Source organism: Actinomadura rubrisoli (genome assembly GCF_004349215.1).
Taxonomy (GTDB): Bacteria; Actinomycetota; Actinomycetes; order Streptosporangiales; family Streptosporangiaceae; genus Spirillospora; species Spirillospora rubrisoli.
Map to the genome: position 1 here is coordinate 1 of NZ_SMKU01000172.1, position 19,589 is coordinate 19,589.

The 19,589-nt window shown below is 73.7% G+C and carries 17 protein-coding genes; 7 read left to right on the forward strand and 10 right to left on the reverse strand.

The genetic code is table 11. The features are described 5' to 3' along the window. Nucleotides 1-437, reverse strand: a 437-nt coding sequence (locus tag E1298_RS27535) for a response regulator (RefSeq protein ID WP_131898268.1), incomplete at its 3' end; no start/stop codon positions are given. Then, a complete protein-coding gene (locus E1298_RS27540; protein ID WP_131898270.1) occupies nucleotides 434-1,552 on the reverse strand; it encodes a sensor histidine kinase in 1,119 nt (372 codons plus the stop codon). The genes E1298_RS27540 and E1298_RS27535, both read right to left, overlap by 4 nt. Nucleotides 1,553-1,740: 188 nt before the next feature. Between E1298_RS27540 and E1298_RS27545 the strand changes: the two genes are divergently transcribed. Both E1298_RS27545 and E1298_RS27550 read left to right on the forward strand, forming a co-directional pair. Next, nucleotides 1,741-2,892, forward strand: a complete 1,152-nt coding sequence (locus tag E1298_RS27545) for a glycosyltransferase 87 family protein (RefSeq protein WP_165975685.1) — start codon at nucleotides 1,741-1,743, stop codon at nucleotides 2,890-2,892. 39 nt (nucleotides 2,893-2,931) lie between these two features. Next, a complete protein-coding gene (locus E1298_RS27550) occupies nucleotides 2,932-3,918 on the forward strand; it encodes a patatin-like phospholipase family protein (protein ID WP_131898274.1) in 987 nt (328 codons plus the stop codon). A gap of 16 nt (nucleotides 3,919-3,934) precedes the next feature. On the opposite strand, the gene E1298_RS27555 is transcribed toward E1298_RS27550, so the two are convergent. From E1298_RS27555 to E1298_RS27565, 3 genes are read right to left on the reverse strand one after another with little or no spacing between them, the layout of a single operon-like run. Further along, nucleotides 3,935-4,420 carry a hypothetical protein gene (locus E1298_RS27555; RefSeq protein ID WP_131898276.1) on the reverse strand — a complete coding sequence of 162 codons (486 nt, stop codon included), beginning with the start codon at nucleotides 4,418-4,420 and terminating at the stop codon, nucleotides 3,935-3,937. Further along, entirely contained in the window at nucleotides 4,392-4,955 is a 564-nt protein-coding gene (locus tag E1298_RS27560; RefSeq protein ID WP_131898278.1) for an RNA polymerase sigma factor, read from the reverse strand. The genes E1298_RS27555 and E1298_RS27560 overlap by 29 nt, the downstream gene beginning before the upstream one ends. A 25-nt stretch (nucleotides 4,956-4,980) precedes the next feature. Continuing rightward, the gene (locus E1298_RS27565) at nucleotides 4,981-6,231 is read right to left on the reverse strand and encodes a S8 family peptidase (protein ID WP_131898280.1); all 1,251 of its coding nucleotides are present in this window, start codon (nucleotides 6,229-6,231) and stop codon (nucleotides 4,981-4,983) included. Between the two features lie 121 nt (nucleotides 6,232-6,352). Here E1298_RS27565 and E1298_RS27570 point away from each other — a divergent pair, with 121 nt between their 5' ends. Further along, entirely contained in the window at nucleotides 6,353-9,028 is a 2,676-nt protein-coding gene (locus E1298_RS27570; protein WP_131898282.1) for a CHAT domain-containing protein, read from the forward strand. Between the two features lie 213 nt (nucleotides 9,029-9,241). On the opposite strand, the gene E1298_RS27575 is transcribed toward E1298_RS27570, so the two are convergent. Next, nucleotides 9,242-11,902, reverse strand: coding sequence for a CHAT domain-containing protein (locus tag E1298_RS27575; RefSeq protein ID WP_131898284.1), 2,661 nt, complete (start codon nucleotides 11,900-11,902; stop codon nucleotides 9,242-9,244). 100 nt (nucleotides 11,903-12,002) lie between these two features. On the opposite strand from E1298_RS27575, the gene E1298_RS27580 reads away from it, so the two are divergent. From E1298_RS27580 to E1298_RS27595, 4 genes are all read left to right on the forward strand, one after another. Beyond that, a complete protein-coding gene (locus E1298_RS27580) occupies nucleotides 12,003-13,304 on the forward strand; it encodes a S8 family peptidase (protein WP_131898286.1) in 1,302 nt (433 codons plus the stop codon). Between the two features lie 54 nt (nucleotides 13,305-13,358). Then, nucleotides 13,359-13,934, forward strand: a complete 576-nt coding sequence (locus E1298_RS27585; RefSeq protein WP_131898288.1) for an RNA polymerase sigma factor — start codon at nucleotides 13,359-13,361, stop codon at nucleotides 13,932-13,934. 16 nt (nucleotides 13,935-13,950) lie between these two features. Further along, entirely contained in the window at nucleotides 13,951-14,412 is a 462-nt protein-coding gene (locus E1298_RS27590; RefSeq protein WP_131898290.1) for a hypothetical protein, read from the forward strand. Nucleotides 14,413-14,521: 109 nt separating this feature from the next. Next, a complete protein-coding gene (locus tag E1298_RS27595; RefSeq protein WP_131898292.1) occupies nucleotides 14,522-15,493 on the forward strand; it encodes a quinone oxidoreductase family protein in 972 nt (323 codons plus the stop codon). A gap of 4 nt (nucleotides 15,494-15,497) precedes the next feature. On the opposite strand, the gene E1298_RS27600 is transcribed toward E1298_RS27595, so the two are convergent. From E1298_RS27600 to E1298_RS51580, 4 genes are all read right to left on the reverse strand, one after another. Further along, nucleotides 15,498-16,073 carry a hypothetical protein gene (locus tag E1298_RS27600; RefSeq protein ID WP_165975686.1) on the reverse strand — a complete coding sequence of 192 codons (576 nt, stop codon included), beginning with the start codon at nucleotides 16,071-16,073 and terminating at the stop codon, nucleotides 15,498-15,500. A 166-nt stretch (nucleotides 16,074-16,239) separates the two neighbouring features. Next, nucleotides 16,240-18,801: a glycosyl hydrolase family 18 protein gene (locus E1298_RS27605; RefSeq protein ID WP_131898296.1), complete on the reverse strand. Its 2,562-nt coding sequence runs from the start codon at nucleotides 18,799-18,801 to the stop codon at nucleotides 16,240-16,242. An 8-nt stretch (nucleotides 18,802-18,809) separates the two neighbouring features. Continuing rightward, the gene (locus tag E1298_RS27610) at nucleotides 18,810-19,406 is read right to left on the reverse strand and encodes a DUF305 domain-containing protein (RefSeq protein ID WP_131898298.1); all 597 of its coding nucleotides are present in this window, start codon (nucleotides 19,404-19,406) and stop codon (nucleotides 18,810-18,812) included. Nucleotides 19,407-19,416: 10 nt separating this feature from the next. Then, nucleotides 19,417-19,589: carbohydrate-binding protein (locus tag E1298_RS51580; RefSeq protein WP_341770651.1), on the reverse strand; the 173-nt coding region annotated here is incomplete at its 5' end.

Consider the following 19,589-nt stretch of genomic DNA (forward strand, 5'->3'; position numbering starts at 1 on the left):
GCGCCAACGGTGACGATGATGCGGTCGAACGGGGCGTGCTCTGCGGCTCCGAGCGCTCCATCTCTGGTGATCACTTGGATGTGGCCGTATCCGTTGGCGTCGAGTGCTTGTCGTGCCATGTCCTTGAGGACGAAGCCGCTCGCGCCCGCGCGCAGCGAGGCGTAGACGTAGTCGTCGTCGTCGAACGTGGTGAGCATGAGGACCTGCGCCGCGGTGGGGCCCGCCGTGATCAGGCGGGTGGCGTCGATGCCGTCCATGTCGGGCATGCGGATGTCCATCACGACGACGTCGGGACGGACGGCCTCGACCAGCTCCACGGCGGCGGCGCCGGTTCCGGCCTCGCCGACGATCTCCAGGTCGGGATGGTCGGCGATGAGGACGCGCAGGCCCGCGCGGATCAAGGGCTGGTCGTCGGCCAGGACGACGCGGACCGTCATCGGAGCGGGAGCCGCGCCGCCACGCGGAAGCCGCCCTCGGGACGGGGGCCGGCGGTGAGGTCGCCGTTCAGGAGGCCGACCCGTTCGCGCATGCCGACCAGGCCGTAGCCGGGGGACGCGGGGCCGCGGCGCTGGCCGTCGTCGAGGATCTCGACGGCCAGTTCGTCGTCGCGGTGGTCGATGGAGACGCGGCAGCGGGCGGTGCCCGCGTGGCGGACCACGTTGGTGACCGCCTCCTGGATGATGCGGAAGGCCGACAGGTCGATGTCCTGGGGGAGCGGGCGGCGGGCGCCGGTCCACCGGACGTCGACGGCGACGCCCGCGTCCCGGGTCGCCGAGGCCAGGCGGTCGAGGTCGGCCAGGCCGGGCGCCGGGTCGCGGGGGGCCGCGACGGACGGGTCGGTGCGGCGGAGCGCGCCGAGCATGCGGCGCAGGCCGGACAGGGTCTCGCGGCTGGTGTCCTCGATGGCGGCCAGCGCCGCGCGGGCCTCCGCGGGCTGGGTGTCGATGACGCGGCCGCCCACGCCGGCCTGGATGGCGATGATGCCGATGCTGTGGGCGACCATGTCGTGCAGCTCGCGGGCGATGCGCAGCCGTTCGGCGGTGACGGCCTGGGCCGTGGCCCGCTCCGCCAGTTCCCGCGCGTGCTCGCGGCGCTCGCGGAGTGAGTTGCCCGCCAGCCAGGTGGCGGCCATCGCCGAGCCGATGACGATGGCGCCGGCGAGGACGTCCGGCGCGGAGGGGTAGGCGGCGGCGGACGCCTGCTGCACGGCGAGCGTCACGGCGGCAGCGGACAGGGAGAGGCGGCGCGAGCGGGTGGCCGCGACGTAGCCGACGGCGAGGTCGGTGACCAGCAGTTGCAGGAGCAGGACCGGCAGGTTCTGCATCTCGATGGCGGCGCCGGTCCAGGCGATGAGCAGCAGCGTGAGGGCCGGCAGCGGGTGCTTCCGCAGCAGGTGCGCGGTCAGGGCGGTGAGGATCCCTGAGAGGGCGACCTCCGGGATGGCGAAGCCGTACCGCCCGTTCGCCATCGTGAAGTAGAGGACGACGGGGTACGCGGCGGCGCCGCACCAGGCCAGGGCCGTCCATGCGGGCGGGAGCGCGCGGGTGGACATGCGCTGATCGTATCCGGCGGTTCCCTGCCGGGGTATTGGCCTGAAGGCGTACGCCTCGGGGCTACAAAACCCTTCTCCGAATGTGGCCGATGGCCCGATGTTCGAGTGGTGCGTTTCGCGTCACCGTTGACGTCCTGGTGGTCATTGGGCGACGGAGTGGTGTTGTGAGGCGTTGGGCTGTTCCTTTTGTGCTGGTGCTTCAAATGGTTGGTGTTTTGGTGTTCGCCGTCACCTATGATTCGCTGGACTTCCATATTTATTGGGAGGGCGGGCATGCCCTGACGGACGGCACGCGCCTGTACAGCGAGCAGCTCGTCGCCCACTGGTTCACCAACACGCCTTTCATGGCGGCGGTGTTCGTGCCCGTCGGCGCGATACCGCTCGGTGCGGCGCGGGTGATCTGGCAGGTCGCGTCGGTCGCGGCACTGGCCTTGGCCTGTGTGAACACGATGAGGATGGCCGGGTCCCGGGTCGCGGTCTGTGCTGTTGTCGCCATGGCGTTGATGTTGCAGCCGATGTGGCAGTCGATTTTCCTTGGCCAGGTGAACATGTTTCTGCTGGCGATGGTGCTGATCGATGTTCGGCGCCTGTCGGCCGGGCGTTTCGCCGGGGTCGGGATCGGGGTGGCCGCGGCGATCAAACTGACGCCGGCCATCTTCGTGGTCCTGCTGCTGGTCAGCGGACGGATCAAAGCCGCCATGACGGCTTGTGCGACGTTTCTGGTGTGCAGCGGCTTCGCCCATTTCGTCGCGCCGGACGCCTCTCGGCTTTACTGGAGGCACATCTTCTACGACACCTCGCGGGTCGGCGTCCCGTACATCAGCAACCAATCCCCGTACGGCGCTGCGGTCCGGATTCTCGGGGACGTGGAGCACGTCGGGAGTTGGTATGCGTTCGTCCCGCTGGTGTTGGGGGTCGTTGGGCTGGCGGTGGCGGCCGCGTGGGCGCGCAAGGACGACTGGCTGGGCGCGGCGGCCGTGGCCGGGGTGACCGGTCTCTTGGTCTCGCCGATCTCCTGGGCGCACCACTGGGTGTGGGTCCTGCCGGTCCTGTTCGTCCTCGCGCGGAACGGTCACCGGGTCGCCGTGGGCTGCGGCTACGCGCTCTTCGTCCTGTCCCCGCTGTGGTGGACGCCCCATGGCGGGCACCCGCGCCAGTACGGGTTCCACTGGGGGCTGACGCTCGTCGCCAACTGCTACCTGGTCGCCGGGTTGTGCTTTCTCGCGTACATGGCCGTCCGGTTGCGCGGCGCCGGAGCCGGGGACAGGGACGGGCGGCCGGGTCCGGCGACAAATGCCGAATCGGATGTATCAAAGAGGGTTGCCGTCACCTCCTTCTAGAGTGACTGTATAAATACAGAGCGTGGAGGGAGCGGCGCCATGGGCACAGTCGACTCGTCCAGGGCCGATCTGGTGCTGGAGGGCGGTGGCGTCAAGGGCATCGCGCTCGTGGGGGCGATCACCGAGCTGGAGGCGCTGGGCTTCACGCTGGGACGGCCCGCGCGGATCGCGGGGACGTCCGCCGGTGCGATCATCGGGGCGATGCTGGCGGCCGGGATGCCGGTGCCGGACATGGCCCGGGAGATGCGGGAAGTGGACTACGGCCGGTTCCAGGACAGCCCGCCTTTCGGCGTCGTCGGCCGCGGCTGGTCGCTGGTCACCCGGCTGGGCCTCTACAAGGGCGACGAGCTGCACCGGTGGATCTCCAAGCGGCTGAAAGGCTGCGGCGTCGAGACGTTCGGGCAGCTCCGTCTGGACGATCCGGACAGCGACCTCCCGCCCGAGCGCGCGTACTCGCTCGTGGTCGTGGTGTCCGACATCAGCAGCGGGCGCATGGTGTGCCTGCCCTGGGAGTACCACCGGTACGGGCTCGATCCGGACGAGCAGTCCGTCGCGGACGCGGTGCGCGCTTCGGCGTCCATCCCCGTGTTCTTCCGGCCACGGCGCGTCCGCTCGCAGGGGCGGTCGGCGTCCCTGCATGTGGACGGCGGCATGCTGTCCAACTACCCGATCACCGTCTTCGACCGGCACGACCACGTGACCCCGCGATGGCCGACGTTCGGCGTCAAGCTGTCGGCGCGGCCGCCGGACGGCGGGCCGTTCCCGCAGTGGCGGCCGGTCCGCGGGCCGGTCGGGTTCGCGCGGGCGGTCATCGCCACGATGGCCGAGGCGCACGACCGGGTGCTGATGGACGAGCCGTCGATCGTGGCGCGGACGATGTTCGCCGCCACCGACGGGGTCCTCGCCACCGACTTCGGGCTCGACGCCGAGACCCGCGAGCGGCTGTACGAGAGCGGAAGGCGGGCCGCCCGGGACTTCGCGGAGAGCTGGGACTTCGCGGCCTACCTGGCCAGGTACCGGCCGTAGCCGGTACCCGGCCTGGTCACAGCCGTATCCACCCCGTCATCACGCCCGCCGCGCCGTGCCCCGGCGCGGCCGGCGCGGGGCGGCAGCAGAGGCGGAAGTCGCCGGCGGGCGGCGGGCGGAAGACGAAGCAGCCGTCCTCGTCGATGGGGGTGGTGACGCCCTCGCCGCCGGCCAGCAGCAGCTCCGCCGTTCCCGGGAGCGGCGGGTCGAGCTGCCCGACCAGGGACTCGGCCTCCACCTCCAGCTCGACGGTCAGGTCCGCGGTGGCGAAGATGAGGGCGCGCAGCGGCGCCGCCTCGGCGCCGCGCAGGGCGGACGCCAGGTCGTCGCCCGCCGCCGAGTCGTAGGTCAGGGCCGCCAGCTCGGCGTCGACGTCCCGCCACGTGAAGATGGCCTTGCCCGCCTGGACGAACTCGGGCGGCACCTCCCTCGCCTCCGCCACGGCGTCCTTCAGCGCCGCGAAGAGCCGGTCGTCATCGTCCCACCACGCCATCTCGCTCACCTCCGTCCTGCGATACGGAACCGGTCAGGGCGGGGGAGCCGCGCAGCCGCTCCAGGCACCGGGCGCGCGCCGGGCCGATCTCCTCGGCCGGCAGGCCCAGCGCCGCGCCGATCTCCGCGTGCGACAGCGAGGGCCGCTCCATGAGCAGGGCGAGCAGCCGCCGACAGCCGGGATCGAGCCCCCTGAACGCCTCGGTCAGGGCGGCGTTCCGCGTCGCCGCCCGCACGGCCCGGTCGATCGCCGCCGGGTCCGGCGGTTCCGCGCCCGACGTCCGGGCACGCTCGGCGCATTCGCGGCGCGTCGCCGCGGCCAGCCAGCCGGGCAGGGCGGCCGGGTCGCGCAGGTCCGCCAGGCGCTCCACCAGGGTGAGCCAGACGGTCTGCGCGACGTCGTCGGCGTCGGCGCGGCCGAGCCGGTGCGCCGCGCAGATCGACCAGACCAGCGGCGCGTAGCGTTCGACGATCTCGTCCCAGGCGGCCTTGTCGCGGTCGCGCGCACGGGTCACGAGGGCGACGACGGTGGGGTCGTCCCGCATGTCCCGGCCTCCCTTCCCGGTTCGTTCAGGGTTCGTCGCAGGGGTGCAGCGCCGGGCCGACCCCGGGGATCTCCTGCATGGCCGCGGCGTCCAGCACGGCCTGCGCGGCGGCCGGCGCGGTCTCGCCGGTGCGCGCCATCCGGGACGCGACCAGCCCGGCGACCAGCGGCGCGGAGAACGACGTCCCGCTCCATCTCGCCATCCCCCCGAAGTCCTGCCGCGCCGGCGCCCGCGGAGGCTCGTTGTAGGTGTAGGTCCCGGTCGTGTACGCGTTGACGAGTGCCTCGCCGAGCGCGTACACGTCCACGGTGGGACCGTAGTTGCTGAACCAGGCCCGGTGCCGCCCGTCGGCGCCGAGCGCCCCGGCCGAGATCACCCAGGGGTAGGCCGCCGGGTAGAACGGCGCGCTCGTGGCGTCGTTCCCGGCGGCCGCGACCAGGGCCACGTCGGGGTACATCGCGTGGAACGCCTCGAAGCCGAGCGAGGTCCACAGGTTGCGGGTGTACGTCCCGGCCGACAGGTTGATGATGTGCGGCGAGTGCTCCTGCATCACGCGGCCGAGCGCGTCGACGACCTGGGTCTCCAGCTCCACGCCCGTGGACGCGAACAGGTTCGTCACGTGCACCTTCGCGGACGGGGCCATGCACTTCACAACGCCCGCGACGAAGGTGCCGTGCCCGGTGTAGCCCTCGATGCGCCGGCCCGACGGCGGCACGGCCGGGCCGAGGGGGTCGTGCTCGCCCGTGACGCCGGCCATCCACGGGTAGGCGGCGGGGTCGAAGTCCTCCATCAGGCCGCTGTCGATGACGGCGACCCGCACCTCGTTCCCGCCCTGCGGCGTGCGGCACGGCGGCGGCCACGGGACGGGGTCCGCGGCGTTCGGCGGCTCCGGCTCGGTCGCCATGCAGAGCCGGGACAGGTGCAGGACGTGGATCGGGGTGGCCAGCGGCGACTCGTCCGCGAGCAGCGCGGGGTTGTTGTCGCCGAGTTCGGCGTCGAGGGCGTCCAGCACCTCCGGGACGGTCCGCTGCTCCTCCAGGCGGTCGGTCGCCAGCACCATCAGGCCGCCGGGCGCCGGCTCGTCGATGGGGTACACGCCGGGCAGGTGGGCGTGCACGCGGCGGACATTGTCGCCCTGGTCGCGCACCAGAAGGCGTCCGACCTGGTAGACGTAGGCGGCCGCGCCGCCCGGCCGCATGGCCACGTCGATCTGCATCCCCTTCCGCGCGCACGCTTCCCGGATCATTCTGAACTGCGCCTCGTATACCGCGTCCACAACACTTCCTCTCAAACGCCGCACAGGGACCACTTCTGCGGAGGCCGATCGCGGCCACTCTGATACATCCGGACGGGAACCCGCTTGCGAACGGGGAGCGGAAGCCACTACTCAGGGGTGTATGCGGCGCGGTCCGGACACAGCCGGTGAGGACGAGGACGACCTGCTGCCGCTGGCGCTGTCCCGGCCCCGCGAGGCGCTGGTGCGCGCGCGCCGCGTCCTGGCAGGGTCCCCCGAGCCGTTCGCCGCGTCGGTCGCCCATCAGGCCGCCGGGATCGTCCTGCGCGAGTTCGGCGACAGCGGCGAGGCGGTCGCCGAGCTTCGGGCGGCGCTCAGGCTCGCCCGGCGGTCCGGGTCGGCGGAGCGGGAGGCCGACGTCCTCGCCACGCTCGGCGTCGCGCTGGTGTTCGCCGGCCGCACCACCGCCGGCCGCAAGTCCCTGGACGCGGCCGCCGCGCGGTCGACCGGAAGGCTGCACGGCCGGATCCTGCTGCGCCGCGGCGGCGTCCTGCTGATCCTCGGACGGCACGGGGAGGCGCTCGCCGACCTCAACGGCGCGATAGCCACGCTGCGCCAGGCCGGCGACCTGATGTGGGAGGCGCGCGGGCTGACCGAGCGGGCCTCCTGCCATCTGGCGCTCGGCCGGGTGCGCCGGGCCGCCGACGACTACCGGCGCGCCGAGGAGCTGTTCGCGCGGACGGGCCAGGAACTGGAGTCGGTGGACGCCACCGTGCACCGCGGCGTCCTCGCCCTCCGGATCGGCGCGCTGCCGACCGCGCTGACCTGCTTCGACGCCGCGGCCGACCGGTTCGGCAAGCTCGGCGCCGACGACGTCTCGCTGAGCGTCGAGCGATGCGCGGCGCTGCTGGCGGCCGGGCTGTCGCGCGACGCCCTCGCCGAGGCCGAGTCGGCGCTCGTCCGGCTGGAGCGGATGGGCGGGCGGCCCGCCAAGCGCGCCGAGCTGCTGCTGACGGCCGCCGACTGCGCGCTCGCGGCCGGCCGCCCGGGACCGGCGCTGGAGAGCGCCGCCGAGGCGGCCCGGCTGTTCGGGCGGCAGCAGCGGCGCTGGTGGCGGGCGCACGCGCGGCTGGTGCGGATCCGCGCGCGGTTCTCGGCGGGGCCGGTGACCGGCGCGCTGCTCGGGGACGCCGAGCGCTGCGTCGCCGAGCTGGCCGCGCTCGGCTCCCCGGACCTGCCCCTCGGCCGCCTGGTCGCCGGGCGGATCGCGCTCGCGCTCGGCCGCGCCGACGCCGAGGGGCATCTGGCCGCCGCCGCGCGCGGCCGCCGGCACGGGCCCGCGCTCACCCGGTCGGTGGGGTGGCTGGCGGAGGCCCTGCGCGCGGAGGCCGCCGGCGACTCGCGCCGCCTGATGCACGCCTGCCGCAGCGGGCTCGCCGTCATCGACGACCACCGGGGCACGCTCGGCTCGTCCGAGCTCCGCGCGCAGACGACCGCGCACGGCGCGGAGCTGGCGAGCCTCGGCCTGCGGCACGCGCTGCGGCTCGGCCGCCCCCGGATGCTGCTGGCCTGGAGCGAGCGGTGGCGGGCGAGCACGCTCGCCGTGCCTCCCGTCCGGCCGCCCGACGACGAGCGGTTGCAGGCGGAGCTGGCCGCGCTGCGCGCCATCACCGGGCGGCTCCCGCGCGCGCAGGCCCAGGGCCGCCCGACGGCCCCGCTGCGCGCCGAGCAGGTCCGGCTGGAGCGCGCGGTCCGGGCGCGGGCGCTGCGCGTCCAGGGCTCGGACCGGATCGCCCCCGCCGGATGCGACATCCCCGGCCTGCTGGACGAGCTGGGCGACGACCGGCTCGTCGAGCTGGTCGACGTCGACGGCGAGCTGCACGTCCTGGTGTGCGGCTCGGGACGGGTCCGCAGGTTCCCGGCGGGACGGACCGAGGACGCGGCCCGGCAGGTCGACATCGCCCGGTTCGGGCTGACCCGGCTGGCGCACGGGCGGTCCGCGGTGCCCCCGGAGGTCCTGCTGGAGCGGCTGCACATCCTGGGCGGCCGGCTCGACGCGCTGCTGCTCGGCGACGCCGGAGGCCATCTCGGCGACGGCGCGACGATCGTGGTGCCGCCCGGGCGGCTGCACGCCGTGCCCTGGCCGCTGGTCCCGCTGCTGCGCGACCGGGTGCTGAGCGTCGCGCCGTCCGCCGCGTCGTGGCTGCGCGCCCGCCGGGCCGCCCGCGCCACCGCCGGCCCGCGGGCGGAGGGCGGGGTCGTCCTGGTCCGCGGGCCGGGCCTGGAGTCGGGCGGGACGGAGGTCGAGCGGCTCGCCGGGCGGTACGCCGCCGACGGCGCCGGGCCGACGGTGCTCGGCTGGGGCACGGCGGCCGCCGCGCGGGTCCTGGCGGCCATGGACGGCGCCCGGCTCGCCCATGTCGCCGCGCACGGCACGTTCCGCGCCGACAGCCCGATGTTCTCGTCGCTGCGGATGGACGACGGCCCGCTGACCGTCTACGACCTGGAGCGGCTCCGCCGCCCGCCGCGCCAGATCGTCCTGTCGAGCTGCGATTCGGGGCGCACCGCCCCGGCGGGCGCGGACGAGCTGCTCGGCCTGGCCGCGTCGCTGATCCAGCTGGGGACGGCCGGCATCGTCGCCAGCGTCGTCCCGGTGAACGACGTCGCGGCGGTGCCCCTGATGCTCGCGCTCCACCAGGAGCTGCGCCGCGGCGCGGCCCTCCCCACCGCGCTGCGCGACGCCCGCCGCGCCGCCTCCCCCGCCGCCTCCGCCGGGTCCGCTGTCGAGCCCGTGGAGGCGGCCACCTGCCTGTCCTTCATCTCCCTCGGTGCCGGCTGAGCCCCCGAGCCCCTCCGGTCCCTGGGCGACGCGCGAAGTCGTGGGGCCCGGCCCCCGTATGGCGGGCCCCACGGCATCGGCGTCACGGTGCGGCCGTCACGGCGACTGGCGCGGGACTGCCGACACTTGGACGGAGGACGCGGGGAACCGCTCTGATACATCGGCCGGGAAAAATTTCGGCCCGTCCCTTTCAGGCGCCCGTCCCCATGGACTTCAGGCGTCCGTCCCCATGAAGACGAAGCCCGCGGCGGCGGCGCGCGCGGCCGCGTCGCGTCCCGACAGCTCCCGCTGCGCCAGTGCCAGCGCCTCGGCCGCGGAGCTCCCGGCCGCCAGCCGCCGGTGGAAGGCGATCATCAGCGGCGCGGTCTCGGCGTCCGGGACGGGCATGACCGACGCGATGACCTGCCGGGTCCCGAGGGCCAGCAGCGTCGCGCTGAGGCCGAGCAGCTCGTCCCCCCGCTGGACGATCGACCGGCCGCTGTCGCAGGCGGCGAGGATCACCAGCCGGGGCGCGCGCTCCAGCGTCTCCAGGTCGTAGACGGTGAGCGGCCCGTCGGCGAAGCGGAGCGAGGAGAACAGCGGGTTCGTCGGATGGATCCGCCCGTGCGCCGCGAGATGCACCAGCCGCGCGCCGTTGAACGCCTCCAGCACCGCGCCGACGGTCGCCGCCGGGCCGGTCAGCGGGGCCGCGCCGTGGATCCGTGCCACCGCCCGCGTCTCGGCGTCCGCCCAGCGCAGGTCGGGCCCGGCGGCGACCAGGGCCGGGCCGCACGCGGCGCCCGGGGGAGGCGCGAACGGCGGGCACTGCGTCCGCCCCGCCAGCCACAGCGTCGCGGACGGCGAGACGGTGACCGGCCGTCCGGCGCACGAGGGCAGGATCGACCACGGCAGCGACTGCAGCGGCCCGGTCGGGACGAGCACCAGCGGACGGCCGGCCAGCTCGTCCCGCAGCGGGCCGAGCAGGAGGACGTCGAGCCGCTCGGCGGTGTCGCGGAGCATCAGCTCGGCGGCGGACCGGCTCTGCGGGCTCACGTGCTGGCGGACGATGCGGTGCAGCGCGAACGGGATCCGGTCGACCAGATCGCGGACGTCGCCGGGCGCGCCCAGGCGGCGCAGCCGGGCGCGGCCGTCGACGACCGTCACCACGTGCAGCGCGCCGTCCAGCAGGACGAACTCCACCAGCGCCGTCCCGCCCAGCTCGGCGGCCAGCGCCCGCACCGACGCGGGCTCGGCCGCCCAGGCGGGCCCGTCGCCGCGCCGCAGCCGGCAGTAGTCCCGGATCTCGCGCTCCAGGACGAGCTGGCGCTGGACGAGCCGCGCCCGGGGAGCGGCCGTCCCGCGCGCGCCGCCGAGGTCGGCGATCGCGCCCGCGGTGACCCGCAGCTCGGTGAAGGCGTCGGCCAGCCACTTGTCGGCGGGCGGGCGGACGGGCCGCATCAGCAGGTGGCTCGCCCGGCCCTGCTCGGCCCACTCCAGCACCCTGCCGGGGCGGCCGCTCTCGGCGGCGATGCGCAGCCCGAGCGCGGCAAGGTCGGCGCGCAGCCCGGACGCGTGGGCGCGCAGGTCGGTGGCGCCCAGGGTCGTCCGGTGCTCGTCCAGCACCCGGAGCCCGGCGCGGACCGCGCTCGTCGCGCCGCGCCGGTCGCCCCGCGACAGCCGGATCAGCGCCTCGGCGTTCCAGGCCCGCACCCGGAGGTCGGCGGGTCCGCGCGCCCGCGCCCTCGCCAGCTCCGCGAGCTGGCGGCGGCCCCTCTCGGCCATTCCGCGCTCCAGGGCGAGCCGTCCGGCGAACCGCCGTGCCTCCAGCGCCTCGACCGGCCATCCGGCCGCGGCCAGCTCGTCGGCCACGCGCTCCAGCCGGCCGAGGGCCGTCCGTGGCGGCCGCCCGCCCGCGAGCTGGCTGAACAGCACGGCGAAGCGGGCGAGGACGGCCCATTCCGGGCGCTCCTGGCGCCGGAACTCCACCACCGCCCGCCTGGCCTCCTCCACCGCCCGGGCGTGGTCGCCCTCCAGCGCGGCGGCGCCGACCAGCACCAGCCGCGCCTCCGGGAGCCCGATCTGCCGCCGCTCCCGCGCGAAGTGCCCGACCGCCTCCTCCGCCGCCTGCCGCGCCTCGCCGGTGACGTTCACCGACAGCAGCAGCCGCGCCCGGTCGAGGAGCACCTCACCGAGCTGCGACCCGAGCTCCCGGAACCGCCGCTCGGCCATGCGGAGGTAGTGCAGCGCCGCGGGCACCTCCCCGCGCATCGTGCTGATCCAGCCCAGGTTCTGGTGGACGAACCCGAGGGACAGTTCGAGCCCGAGCCGCCGGCACAGGGTCTCCGCCTCGCCCAGGTCCGCCTCGGCGGCGCTGAACTCCCGCCGGTTCCCGTGCAGGACGGCCCGGTTGGACAGCATCCGTTGCAGCCACAGCTCGTCGCCCGCCCGCCGCAGCGCCGGGATCGCCGTCCGGTAGTCGGCGTACGCCTCGTCGAGCCGTCCGAGATGGTGGACGATGGCGCCGCGCTGGGCCGTGGCCCGCGCGCGCGTCACGCCCGAGGCGTCCCGCAGGGCCGTGCGGATCTCCCGCATGGCCTGCCGCGGACGGCCGCGCACGTTCAGCGCGAACGCCAGCCGGATCCGCGCCTCGGTGGCCAGCCCCGACGAGCCCGCCCGGATCCCGAGCCTCAGCGCCGACCGCAGGTGCGCGAGCGCCGTGTCGACGTCCTCCAGGTACAGCTTCGCGTCGCCGAGGGCGCGCTCGGCGACCGACTCCAGCGCCGCGTCGCCCTCCGCGTGTGCGCGCCGGGCGAGGGCGGACGCGTAGCCCACCGCCCGCCGGGGGTCCCCCTCGGCCAGCCGCAGCGCTTCCCGCGCGGGGTCGGTCTGCTCCACGCCGACCAGTGTTCAGCCCAGAAATTCGAATGTCGATGTATCAGACCAAAGACGGCCGCCTCTGTAGGAGAAAAGCCATGTGCTCAGAGGGGGCGATGAGATGGTCGACATCTTCACCGAACGGGAGTCCTACCGGGGGGATCAGCTGGCAGTGGAGCTGCGCTTCGTCCCGTTCCTGCTCGCCGAGCTGGAGACCTTCGGCACGTCCTGGAAGGTCGTGGAGCGTGACGAGGCGCTCCGCCTGGCCCTGCTCGAACCGCGGGAGCCGGGCGCGTGCCTCATCCCCATCCCCGGCGCGGGCGCCGACCGGGACGCCATGCTCGGCCGCGCGCGGCGGCTGCGGCGCGAGACCTACGGCGACGACCAGGAGCCGCCGGAGATCGACGTGGTGCTGGCCGAGCTGCGCGACCGCTTCCAGCGGCGCTACCTGGGCTGGACGGGCCCGGCGATGGGCAAGGTCCGGCTCGTCCACGACGTCCACGGCTCGCCCCACATCGGCGGCGACGGCGACCCGGTCCAGGCACGCCCGGACGAGGTCGTCCTGGCGCCGCGCGGGTCGTCCGACCATCCGGTCCGGGTCGGGGTCCTGGACACCGGCATGTACGACCACCCGGCCCTGCGCGGAAGGTACGTCGTGGAGTCCGACGCCGGGCTGCCCGAACCGCCGCCGGACTGGACTGCGGCGCAGGGACATGCCACGTTCATGGTTGGCGTCGCCCTGCAGAAGGCACCCGACGCCGAACTGGTGGTCCGCTCCGTGCTCGACCGGCTGGGCACGGCGTCGTCCTGGGAGGTGGCCAAGAAGATGGTCGCGTTCCGCGGCAGCGTGGACGTCCTCAGCATGTCGTTCGGCGCCGCGACCGCCGACGGGCAGCGGCCGCTCGTCCTCGGCCGGGCCGTCGAGCTGCTGGACCCCGACGTCGTCATGGTGGCCGCCGACGAGAACCGTCCCGGCCCGCCCGCCTTCGACCAGCCCGGCGCGCCCAGCCGCGACCTGCTCGACCCCTACACGCCCGCGTGGCCCGCCGCCTGCCACGAGGTCATCGGCGTCGGCGCCGACGACCGGGACGGCGAGAACGCCCCGTTCAGCCCGACCCTGCCGTGGATCTCGCTGCGCGCCCTCGGCGTCCAGGTGCCGAGTACCTTCGTCCCGGGACGGGTCCGGTTCGTCCGGCTCAACCACGAGGGCAAGGAGGAGGACCACGGGCACGCGCACTTCGACCAGCCGTACGCCCGCTGGAACGGCTGCTCCATCGCGACGGCCAAGGTGGCCGGCGCCATCGCCGCCATCGCCGCGGCCGACCGGGTCACGCCCCGGGAGGCGGCGTCGCTGCTGCTGAACCCGCCCGACCACAAGAGCCCCGCCTACCTCAAGGCGGCGGCCGACATCCGGGTCCCCTGAAACCCGGCGACGACCGACGTGACGATCGCCGGCCTCAGCGAGAGGAGGCGTCCCGTGCGCGATGACCCAGCGGTCGTCGCCCTGGTCGATCGGGCCAGGTCGGGCGACCAGGACGCGTGGAACGACCTCGTCGACCGGTACGCGCCGCTCGTCTGGTCGGTCTGCCGCCGGTTCCGGCTCGCCGGCGCCGACGCCGACGACGTCGGCCAGTCCGTCTGGCTGCGGCTCGTCGAGCACCTGCCGAGGCTGCGCGAGCCCGCGGCGCTGCCGGGCTGGCTCGCGACCACGACCCGGCGCGAATGCCTTCGCCTGGCGCGGGCAAAACAGCGTAAGGAGCGGATCGAACAGCCTCTGGACACACACATGATCACGGGAGAGCACGACGCGCCGGCCGAGCGGGACCTGATCGAGGCCGAGCGGAACATGCTGCTCCGCGCGGCGTTCGGCCAGCTCCCCGAGCACTGCCGGCGCCTGCTCACCCTGCTCATGCAGGATCCCCCCTTGTCCTACGCGGAGGCCAGCGCCCGCCTGGGCACCTCGATCGGGAGCATCGGGCCCACCCGGGCCCGGTGCCTGCGGCGCCTGCGCGACTGCCCGGCCTTCGCGGCCCTGGCCGATGCCGACACGTAGGGGAGGAAGAACCGGCATGCCCGCCACCTGGGACGATGATGAACAGCTCTTCGCCGCGCTGAAAGAGGCCGTGCGCGAGGCCGAACGGGTGCCTTCCGCGTTCGTCCAGGCGGGCCGCGCGGCGTACTGCTGGCGCGGCATCGACGCCGAGCTGGCCGAGCTGACCTTCGACTCGGCGGCCGGCGCGGACCGCCGGCCCGCCCTGACCCGCGCCGAACCGGCGTCCCTGCGCAACCTGACGTGGGCCTCCAGCGAGATGACGCTGGAGGTGGAGATCGACGAGGGCACCCTGCTCGGCCAGGTCGTCCCGCCCCGCCCGGGCGAGGTCGACCTCTACGTGTCCACGGACCTCGTCGCCACGCGCCCGGTCGACGAGGTCGGCGTCTTCGTGATCCGCCCCGTCCCCGGCGCGCCCTTCCGCCTGCACTACCGCTCGGGGGCCGGCAGCATCCTGACCACCTGGATCAGACTCCCTTAGCGGTATCCACCGAGGACGTCACGCCGGGCACGCAACACCTGAGACGCTGACTTGATTCGCATCCGTTTATATTGAACGGAATATTCGGTATGGAATCAGGGGGATCCCGGTGAGCACGCCGCAGATCCATGCCGCCGTCCTGCACGGCGTCGGCCAGACTCCGCGCTATGAGCTGTTTCCGGCACCGGCGGCCGGTGACGGCGAAGCGGTCGTCGCGGTCACCGCGGCGGCGCTCAAGCCGGCCGACCGTTTGATGGCCGAGGGCGTGCACTACGCGCCGGCGGCGTTCCCCCATGTGGTCGGCTTGGACGGCGTCGGACGGCTGGTCGACGGGACGCGGGTGGCCTTCTTCGGGCCCCAGCGGCCCTATGGCGGGATGGCCGAGCAGGCGCTGGTGCGCGACGGCGGGTGGTTCCCCGTTTCCGACGGGGTCGACGACGTGACCGCCGCGGCGCTCCTCAATCCGGGTATGGCCGCCTGGAAGACGGTCGTCTGGGAGGGGGAACTGGCCGCCGGGCAGACCGTCCTCGTGCTCGGCGCGACCGGCGCGTCCGGCCGTATCGCGACCCGGCTGGCCAAGCGGCACGGCGCCCGCGTCATCGCCGCCGGACGCAACCGGCGCATCCTCGACCAGCTGGTGGCGGACGGGGCCGATGCCGCGGTCAGCGTCGACCGGCCGCACGACGAGCTGGCCGCCGCCGTGGCCGCCGAGGGCCCCTACGACCTGATCGTGGACTACCTGTGGGGCGCGCCGGCGGAGGCGGTCTTCGCCGCGCTGATGCGCGGCGACCGGCGTCCGGGCGACGCGGCGCGGCGGATCCGCTACGTCCTGGTCGGGATGACCGCCGGCGAGGTGGCGGGGCTGCCCGCCATGGCGCTGCGCAAGGCGCCCGTCCAGCTGATCGGGAGCGGGACCGGCGGCCGGGTTCCGCCGGCGGACGCCGCGGCCGCCTTCGCGGCCCTCCTCCAGCAGGCCGCGGCCGGTGAGCTCCTCCTCAATACCGAAGCGGTGCCGCTCGCCGATGTCGCCGAGACCTGGGCGCGGACCGACAGCGACCGCCGCATCGTCTTCGTGCCCTGACGTCTCAGGGCTGCTCGCGCGTGAGGCGGGCGATCTCCTGGCGCACCACGGCCTCCAGGCCGCCGCCGTCCCGCACGCGCCGGAAGTCCTCGTTGCGGAGGTTGCGGTACGTCCTCTCCGGCTCCGGGTGAGCCGAGGTCAGGCCGATCTCCGCCAGGGCGCAGACGTCGCCCGGCGGGCCGGGCAGGTCGCCGCGGACGACGAAGACCTCGATGGAGCGCAGGCCGCAGGCCAGGGCGGCCAGGCAGCGGTGCACGCCGTCGAGCAGGACGAGGTCGGCGCCGTGCGACTCGGCGACGGGAGGGATGACGAGCGACGTCTCACCGTTCGCGGCCGTCCGCACCGGCGCGTAGGGGCCGAGGCCCGCGTCCTGGAAGCGCCCGAGAAGCTCGCAGGCGGATTCGAGCCGCTGCCGCCGGACGAGGTGGACGATCGAACGCAGCTCGGAGAGCTCGATCCGCTGCCAGCTCAGCCGGGCGTCGCCGTAGGCGGGCGGCCGCATCCGGGCCAGCGCGGACGCGATCACGGGCCGGATCTGTTCCGGCTCGATCTCCCGCAGCACGCCGTCGGCCGCCGACACCGCACTCGTCACCTGGTGAAGGCCGGGAGCCGGCCGGAGCCGGGGCGCTCTGTCACCAATCATGCCTATCGCGTTGTCTGACGATAGTCAACAGAACTGTTGACGCCGGAAAATGGAATCAGGGCCGGTGCCGCCATGTCGGTCGGCACCGGCCCTGAGATCGGGGTTACTTCAGGCCGTCGTCGACGGCCTTGGTGAGGAGGCCGGGGTCACCGGACATCTCCCAGATCATGGCGCCGAGCAGGTTCTTGCTCTTCAGCCATGCCATCTTCTTTCCGATGGACCAGGTGTCGTCGAACGACCACCACTGGCCGTTGTTGCCGGTGAAGCAGGACGTCGCGATGGCTTGTTCATCGTGGGTGATGGTGCAGTTCGGGACGCTGGCGATGAGGTTGCTGTAGCCGCGTGTTCCGGCTTCCTCGGCGAACTGGCCGGGGGCGGCGCCCTTGGCGTCCTGCCATTCGCCCTTCTTGCCGCCGTCGGTCACCTCTTTCCAGCCGCGCCCGTAATAGGCGAGGCCGATGGTGATCTTGCGTGGGTTGACGCCGTCGTCGAGGTAGGCCTTCACGGCGTTCTCGACGCTGAAGTGGAACGGGTACGGGTCGTCGGTGTCGGTGTACAGGTTGCCCGCGTGGCCCGTGCGGTTGGGCTCCCACGAGTTGTCGCTGCCCGAGCCGTGGAAGTCGTAGCCCTGGACGTTGAAGATGTCCATGCTCTTGGCGACCTCGGGCAGGTCCCAGCCGGCCTTGATCTTCGCCGGGTCGGCGGGGGTGAAGGCGGTCAGCTCGTAGCGCTTGCCGGTGTCCTTGGTCAGCGCGTCGAGCTGGCGGCGGAACTCGGCGATCAGCAGGGTGTTGTTGACCTTGTCGTCCTTGCCGATGTGGTTGCCCGCGTGGCCTTCGGCGCCGGGCCATTCCCAGTCGAGGTCGATGCCGTCGAAGATGCCGGCGGCCGTCCCCGGCCCGCCCGCGCCGTTGTAGTCGGGCAGGTTGCCCTTGATGTAGGTGTCGATGCAGGAGGCGACGAACTTCTTGCGGGACGCGTCGGTGGCGGCGGCGTCGGAGAAGTACTTGGAGTACGTCCAGCCGCCGATCGAGATCAGGACCTTGAGCTTGGGGTACTTGGCCTTGAGCTTCTTGAGCTGGTTGTAGTTGCCGCGCAGCTTCTCCCAGCCGGTGTCGGCCTTGCCGTCCACCGACTGGCCCGCGCTGAACGGGCGGCCGTAGTCGGCCTCGGCGTCACCGGCGCCGTCGCCCTGGTTCGGGTCCTGCGGGTCGGGGGTGGTGCCCTTGGTGACGCCTTGCAGGCAGGTCAGGTTCTTCGGGTCGATGTTGGCGAACGCGTAGTTGATGTGGGTCAGCCTGGCGGCGGCGCCGGTCGTGTCCAGGTTGCGGACGAAGTACTGGCGGCCGTAGATGCCCCACTGGACGAAGTAGCCGACGCGGGCGTGGCCGTTGCCGACGACGTCGTCGGTGGTGACCTTGACCGCCGAGCTCGCGGCCGAGACGTTGTCGTACAGGTCGCGGGCCTGGACGGTGAAGGAGTAGGCGGTGGACGGGGACAGCCCCGCCACGGTCGCCGTCGTCCCGGTCACCGTGGTGGCGACCTTCCCGTCCACGAGGACGTCGTAGTTGGCGACGCCGCTGTCGTCGGTCGAGGCGGTCCACGCGAGCTTGACGCTGGCGGAGTCCTTGCCGGTGCTGCGCAGGCCGTCCGGGACGCTCGGCGCCTTGGTGTCGGCGGACGGGTCGTTGGTCTTGACCTTGAGGGGCTCGCTGGCGGGGGAGAGCGTGCCCTTGCGGTCCCTGGCCTTCACCGTGAACGTGTACTCGGTGTTGGGGGTCAGGCCCGTGATCGTGGCGCCGGTGTCCGGCACCGTGGTCGCGAGGGTCGCGCCGTTGTAGACCTCGTACGCGGTGATGGGGAGGCTGCCGGGCTTGGCGGCGTCCCAGGCGAGCGAGACGGTCTTGGTCGTCTTCACCGTCGACTTCAGGCCGCCGGGCGCGCTGGGCGCCGCGTCGCCCGTGCCGTCGCAGTTGACGTCGTTGACGCGGCAGCTCGTGGGCTGGGCGCCGGACTGGCTGACGGTGAACGTCGGGCTGTAGGGCTCGGTGGTCCGGCCCGACTGGATGGTGGCGTTGTAGTGGGCGGGGGTGAGGGTGGCCGTCCGGCCGCTCTGGCTGACGGTGCCGTTGTCGCCGCCGCTGGCGACGACGCCGTTGGGCAGGTCGAACACGACCGACCAGTTGGAGATCGTGGCGCCGCTGTTGTTGGCGATCACGAACTTGGCGCGCGTCCCCTCGACGGTGTAGGTCGCGGTGACGCCCGCCTTCTCGGGCGGCGGGTCACCCGAGCCGTCGCAGTTCGCGCCGTTCAGCAGGCATTTCGTCGGCTGGACGGCGGAGCTGAGCGAGAACGTGGGGCTGTAGGGCTCGGTGGTCCCGCCCGCGCGGATCGAGTCGATGTAGTGCGCGGGCCTGAGCGTCACCTTCGTTCCACTCTGGGAAAGGGTGGCGTTCTGGGCGTTGCTCGCGGTCACGCCCGAGGGCAGCTCGAAGACCAGGGCCCAGCCGCTGGCGGCGGCCGTGCCCGGATTGTTGACCACGTACTTGCCGGTCGTGCCGTTGAGGCTGAACGTCGCCGTCAGCCGTTCGGCCGCCTGTGCGGGAGCCACGGCCAGAGCCGTGACGACGACCAATGTGAGCAGGGCACTGATTAGTCGGCGCATGTGAACACCTACTTCTTGGGGGAGTCTTGCGGGGAGTGGGGGCCGAGGATCGCGAGCATCCGCGTGATCTGCGCCGACCTGGATCGGTCGACGCTCTGCGCCAGGCGCCGCGTCCACGGGTCCTGTCCGCCGCCGGTCTCCATCCGCGCCATCTGGACCGCGTCGTCCTGGTGGGCGATCAGGAGGTTGAGGAACGCGCGCTCGAACCGGTCGGCGGGGGTCCGGTCCAGCGTCTCCAGCTCACGTTCGCTGGTCTCGGGCATGCCGCCGTGCGCGGCATGCGAATGGGGGTCGGCGGTGGCCGGGCGGTGCCACGCGCGCAGCCGTCCCGCCATGCTCTTGATCTCGCTGAGCTCCGTGCTCTCGATGGCCGCCGCCAGCGTCGCGATCTCGGGACGGACGGCGTGCCCGCGCGCCAGCCGCACCAGCCGCACGCCCTGTCCCTGATGCGGCACCATCATCTGCAGGAACATCACGTCGGTGGTGTTGAAGCCGCGCCCGCCCCGCGCCTGGACGGGGGCGGACGACGACCCTCCGGCGGCCCCGCACTGCGCGAACAGCAGCAGGACACACGCGGCGATCAGGGCCAGCGCGCCGTATTTCATCGCGGCGCGCTCAGGCCGTCCGCCAGAGAGCGGCGGCGTTCGCCGGCTCCCAGCCCGCGGTCGCGGTGTGCGCCTGCACGCACTCGTAGGACGAGCCGTTGTAGGTCACCTTGTCGCCCGCGGTGTAGGACTTGCCGGCCGTCCACGTGCCGCTCGGGGCGGGCGTCGAGGGCGGGGTGGTGG

Excerpts from the sequence above, each read along its gene's own strand:
- E1298_RS27540 (WP_131898270.1), bottom strand. The coding sequence starts at position 1,552 with ATGTCCACCCGCGCGCTCCCGCCCGCATGGACGGCCCTGGCCTGGTGC.
- E1298_RS27550 (WP_131898274.1), top strand. The coding sequence starts at position 2,932 with ATGGGCACAGTCGACTCGTCCAGGGCCGATCTGGTGCTGGAGGGCGGT.
- E1298_RS27560 (WP_131898278.1), bottom strand. The coding sequence starts at position 4,955 with ATGCGGGACGACCCCACCGTCGTCGCCCTCGTGACCCGTGCGCGCGAC.
- E1298_RS27570 (WP_131898282.1), top strand. The coding sequence starts at position 6,353 with ATGCGGCGCGGTCCGGACACAGCCGGTGAGGACGAGGACGACCTGCTG.
- E1298_RS27580 (WP_131898286.1), top strand. The coding sequence starts at position 12,003 with ATGGTCGACATCTTCACCGAACGGGAGTCCTACCGGGGGGATCAGCTG.
- E1298_RS27590 (WP_131898290.1), top strand. The coding sequence starts at position 13,951 with ATGCCCGCCACCTGGGACGATGATGAACAGCTCTTCGCCGCGCTGAAA.
- E1298_RS27605 (WP_131898296.1), bottom strand. The coding sequence starts at position 18,801 with ATGCGCCGACTAATCAGTGCCCTGCTCACATTGGTCGTCGTCACGGCT.
- E1298_RS27610 (WP_131898298.1), bottom strand. The coding sequence starts at position 19,406 with ATGAAATACGGCGCGCTGGCCCTGATCGCCGCGTGTGTCCTGCTGCTG.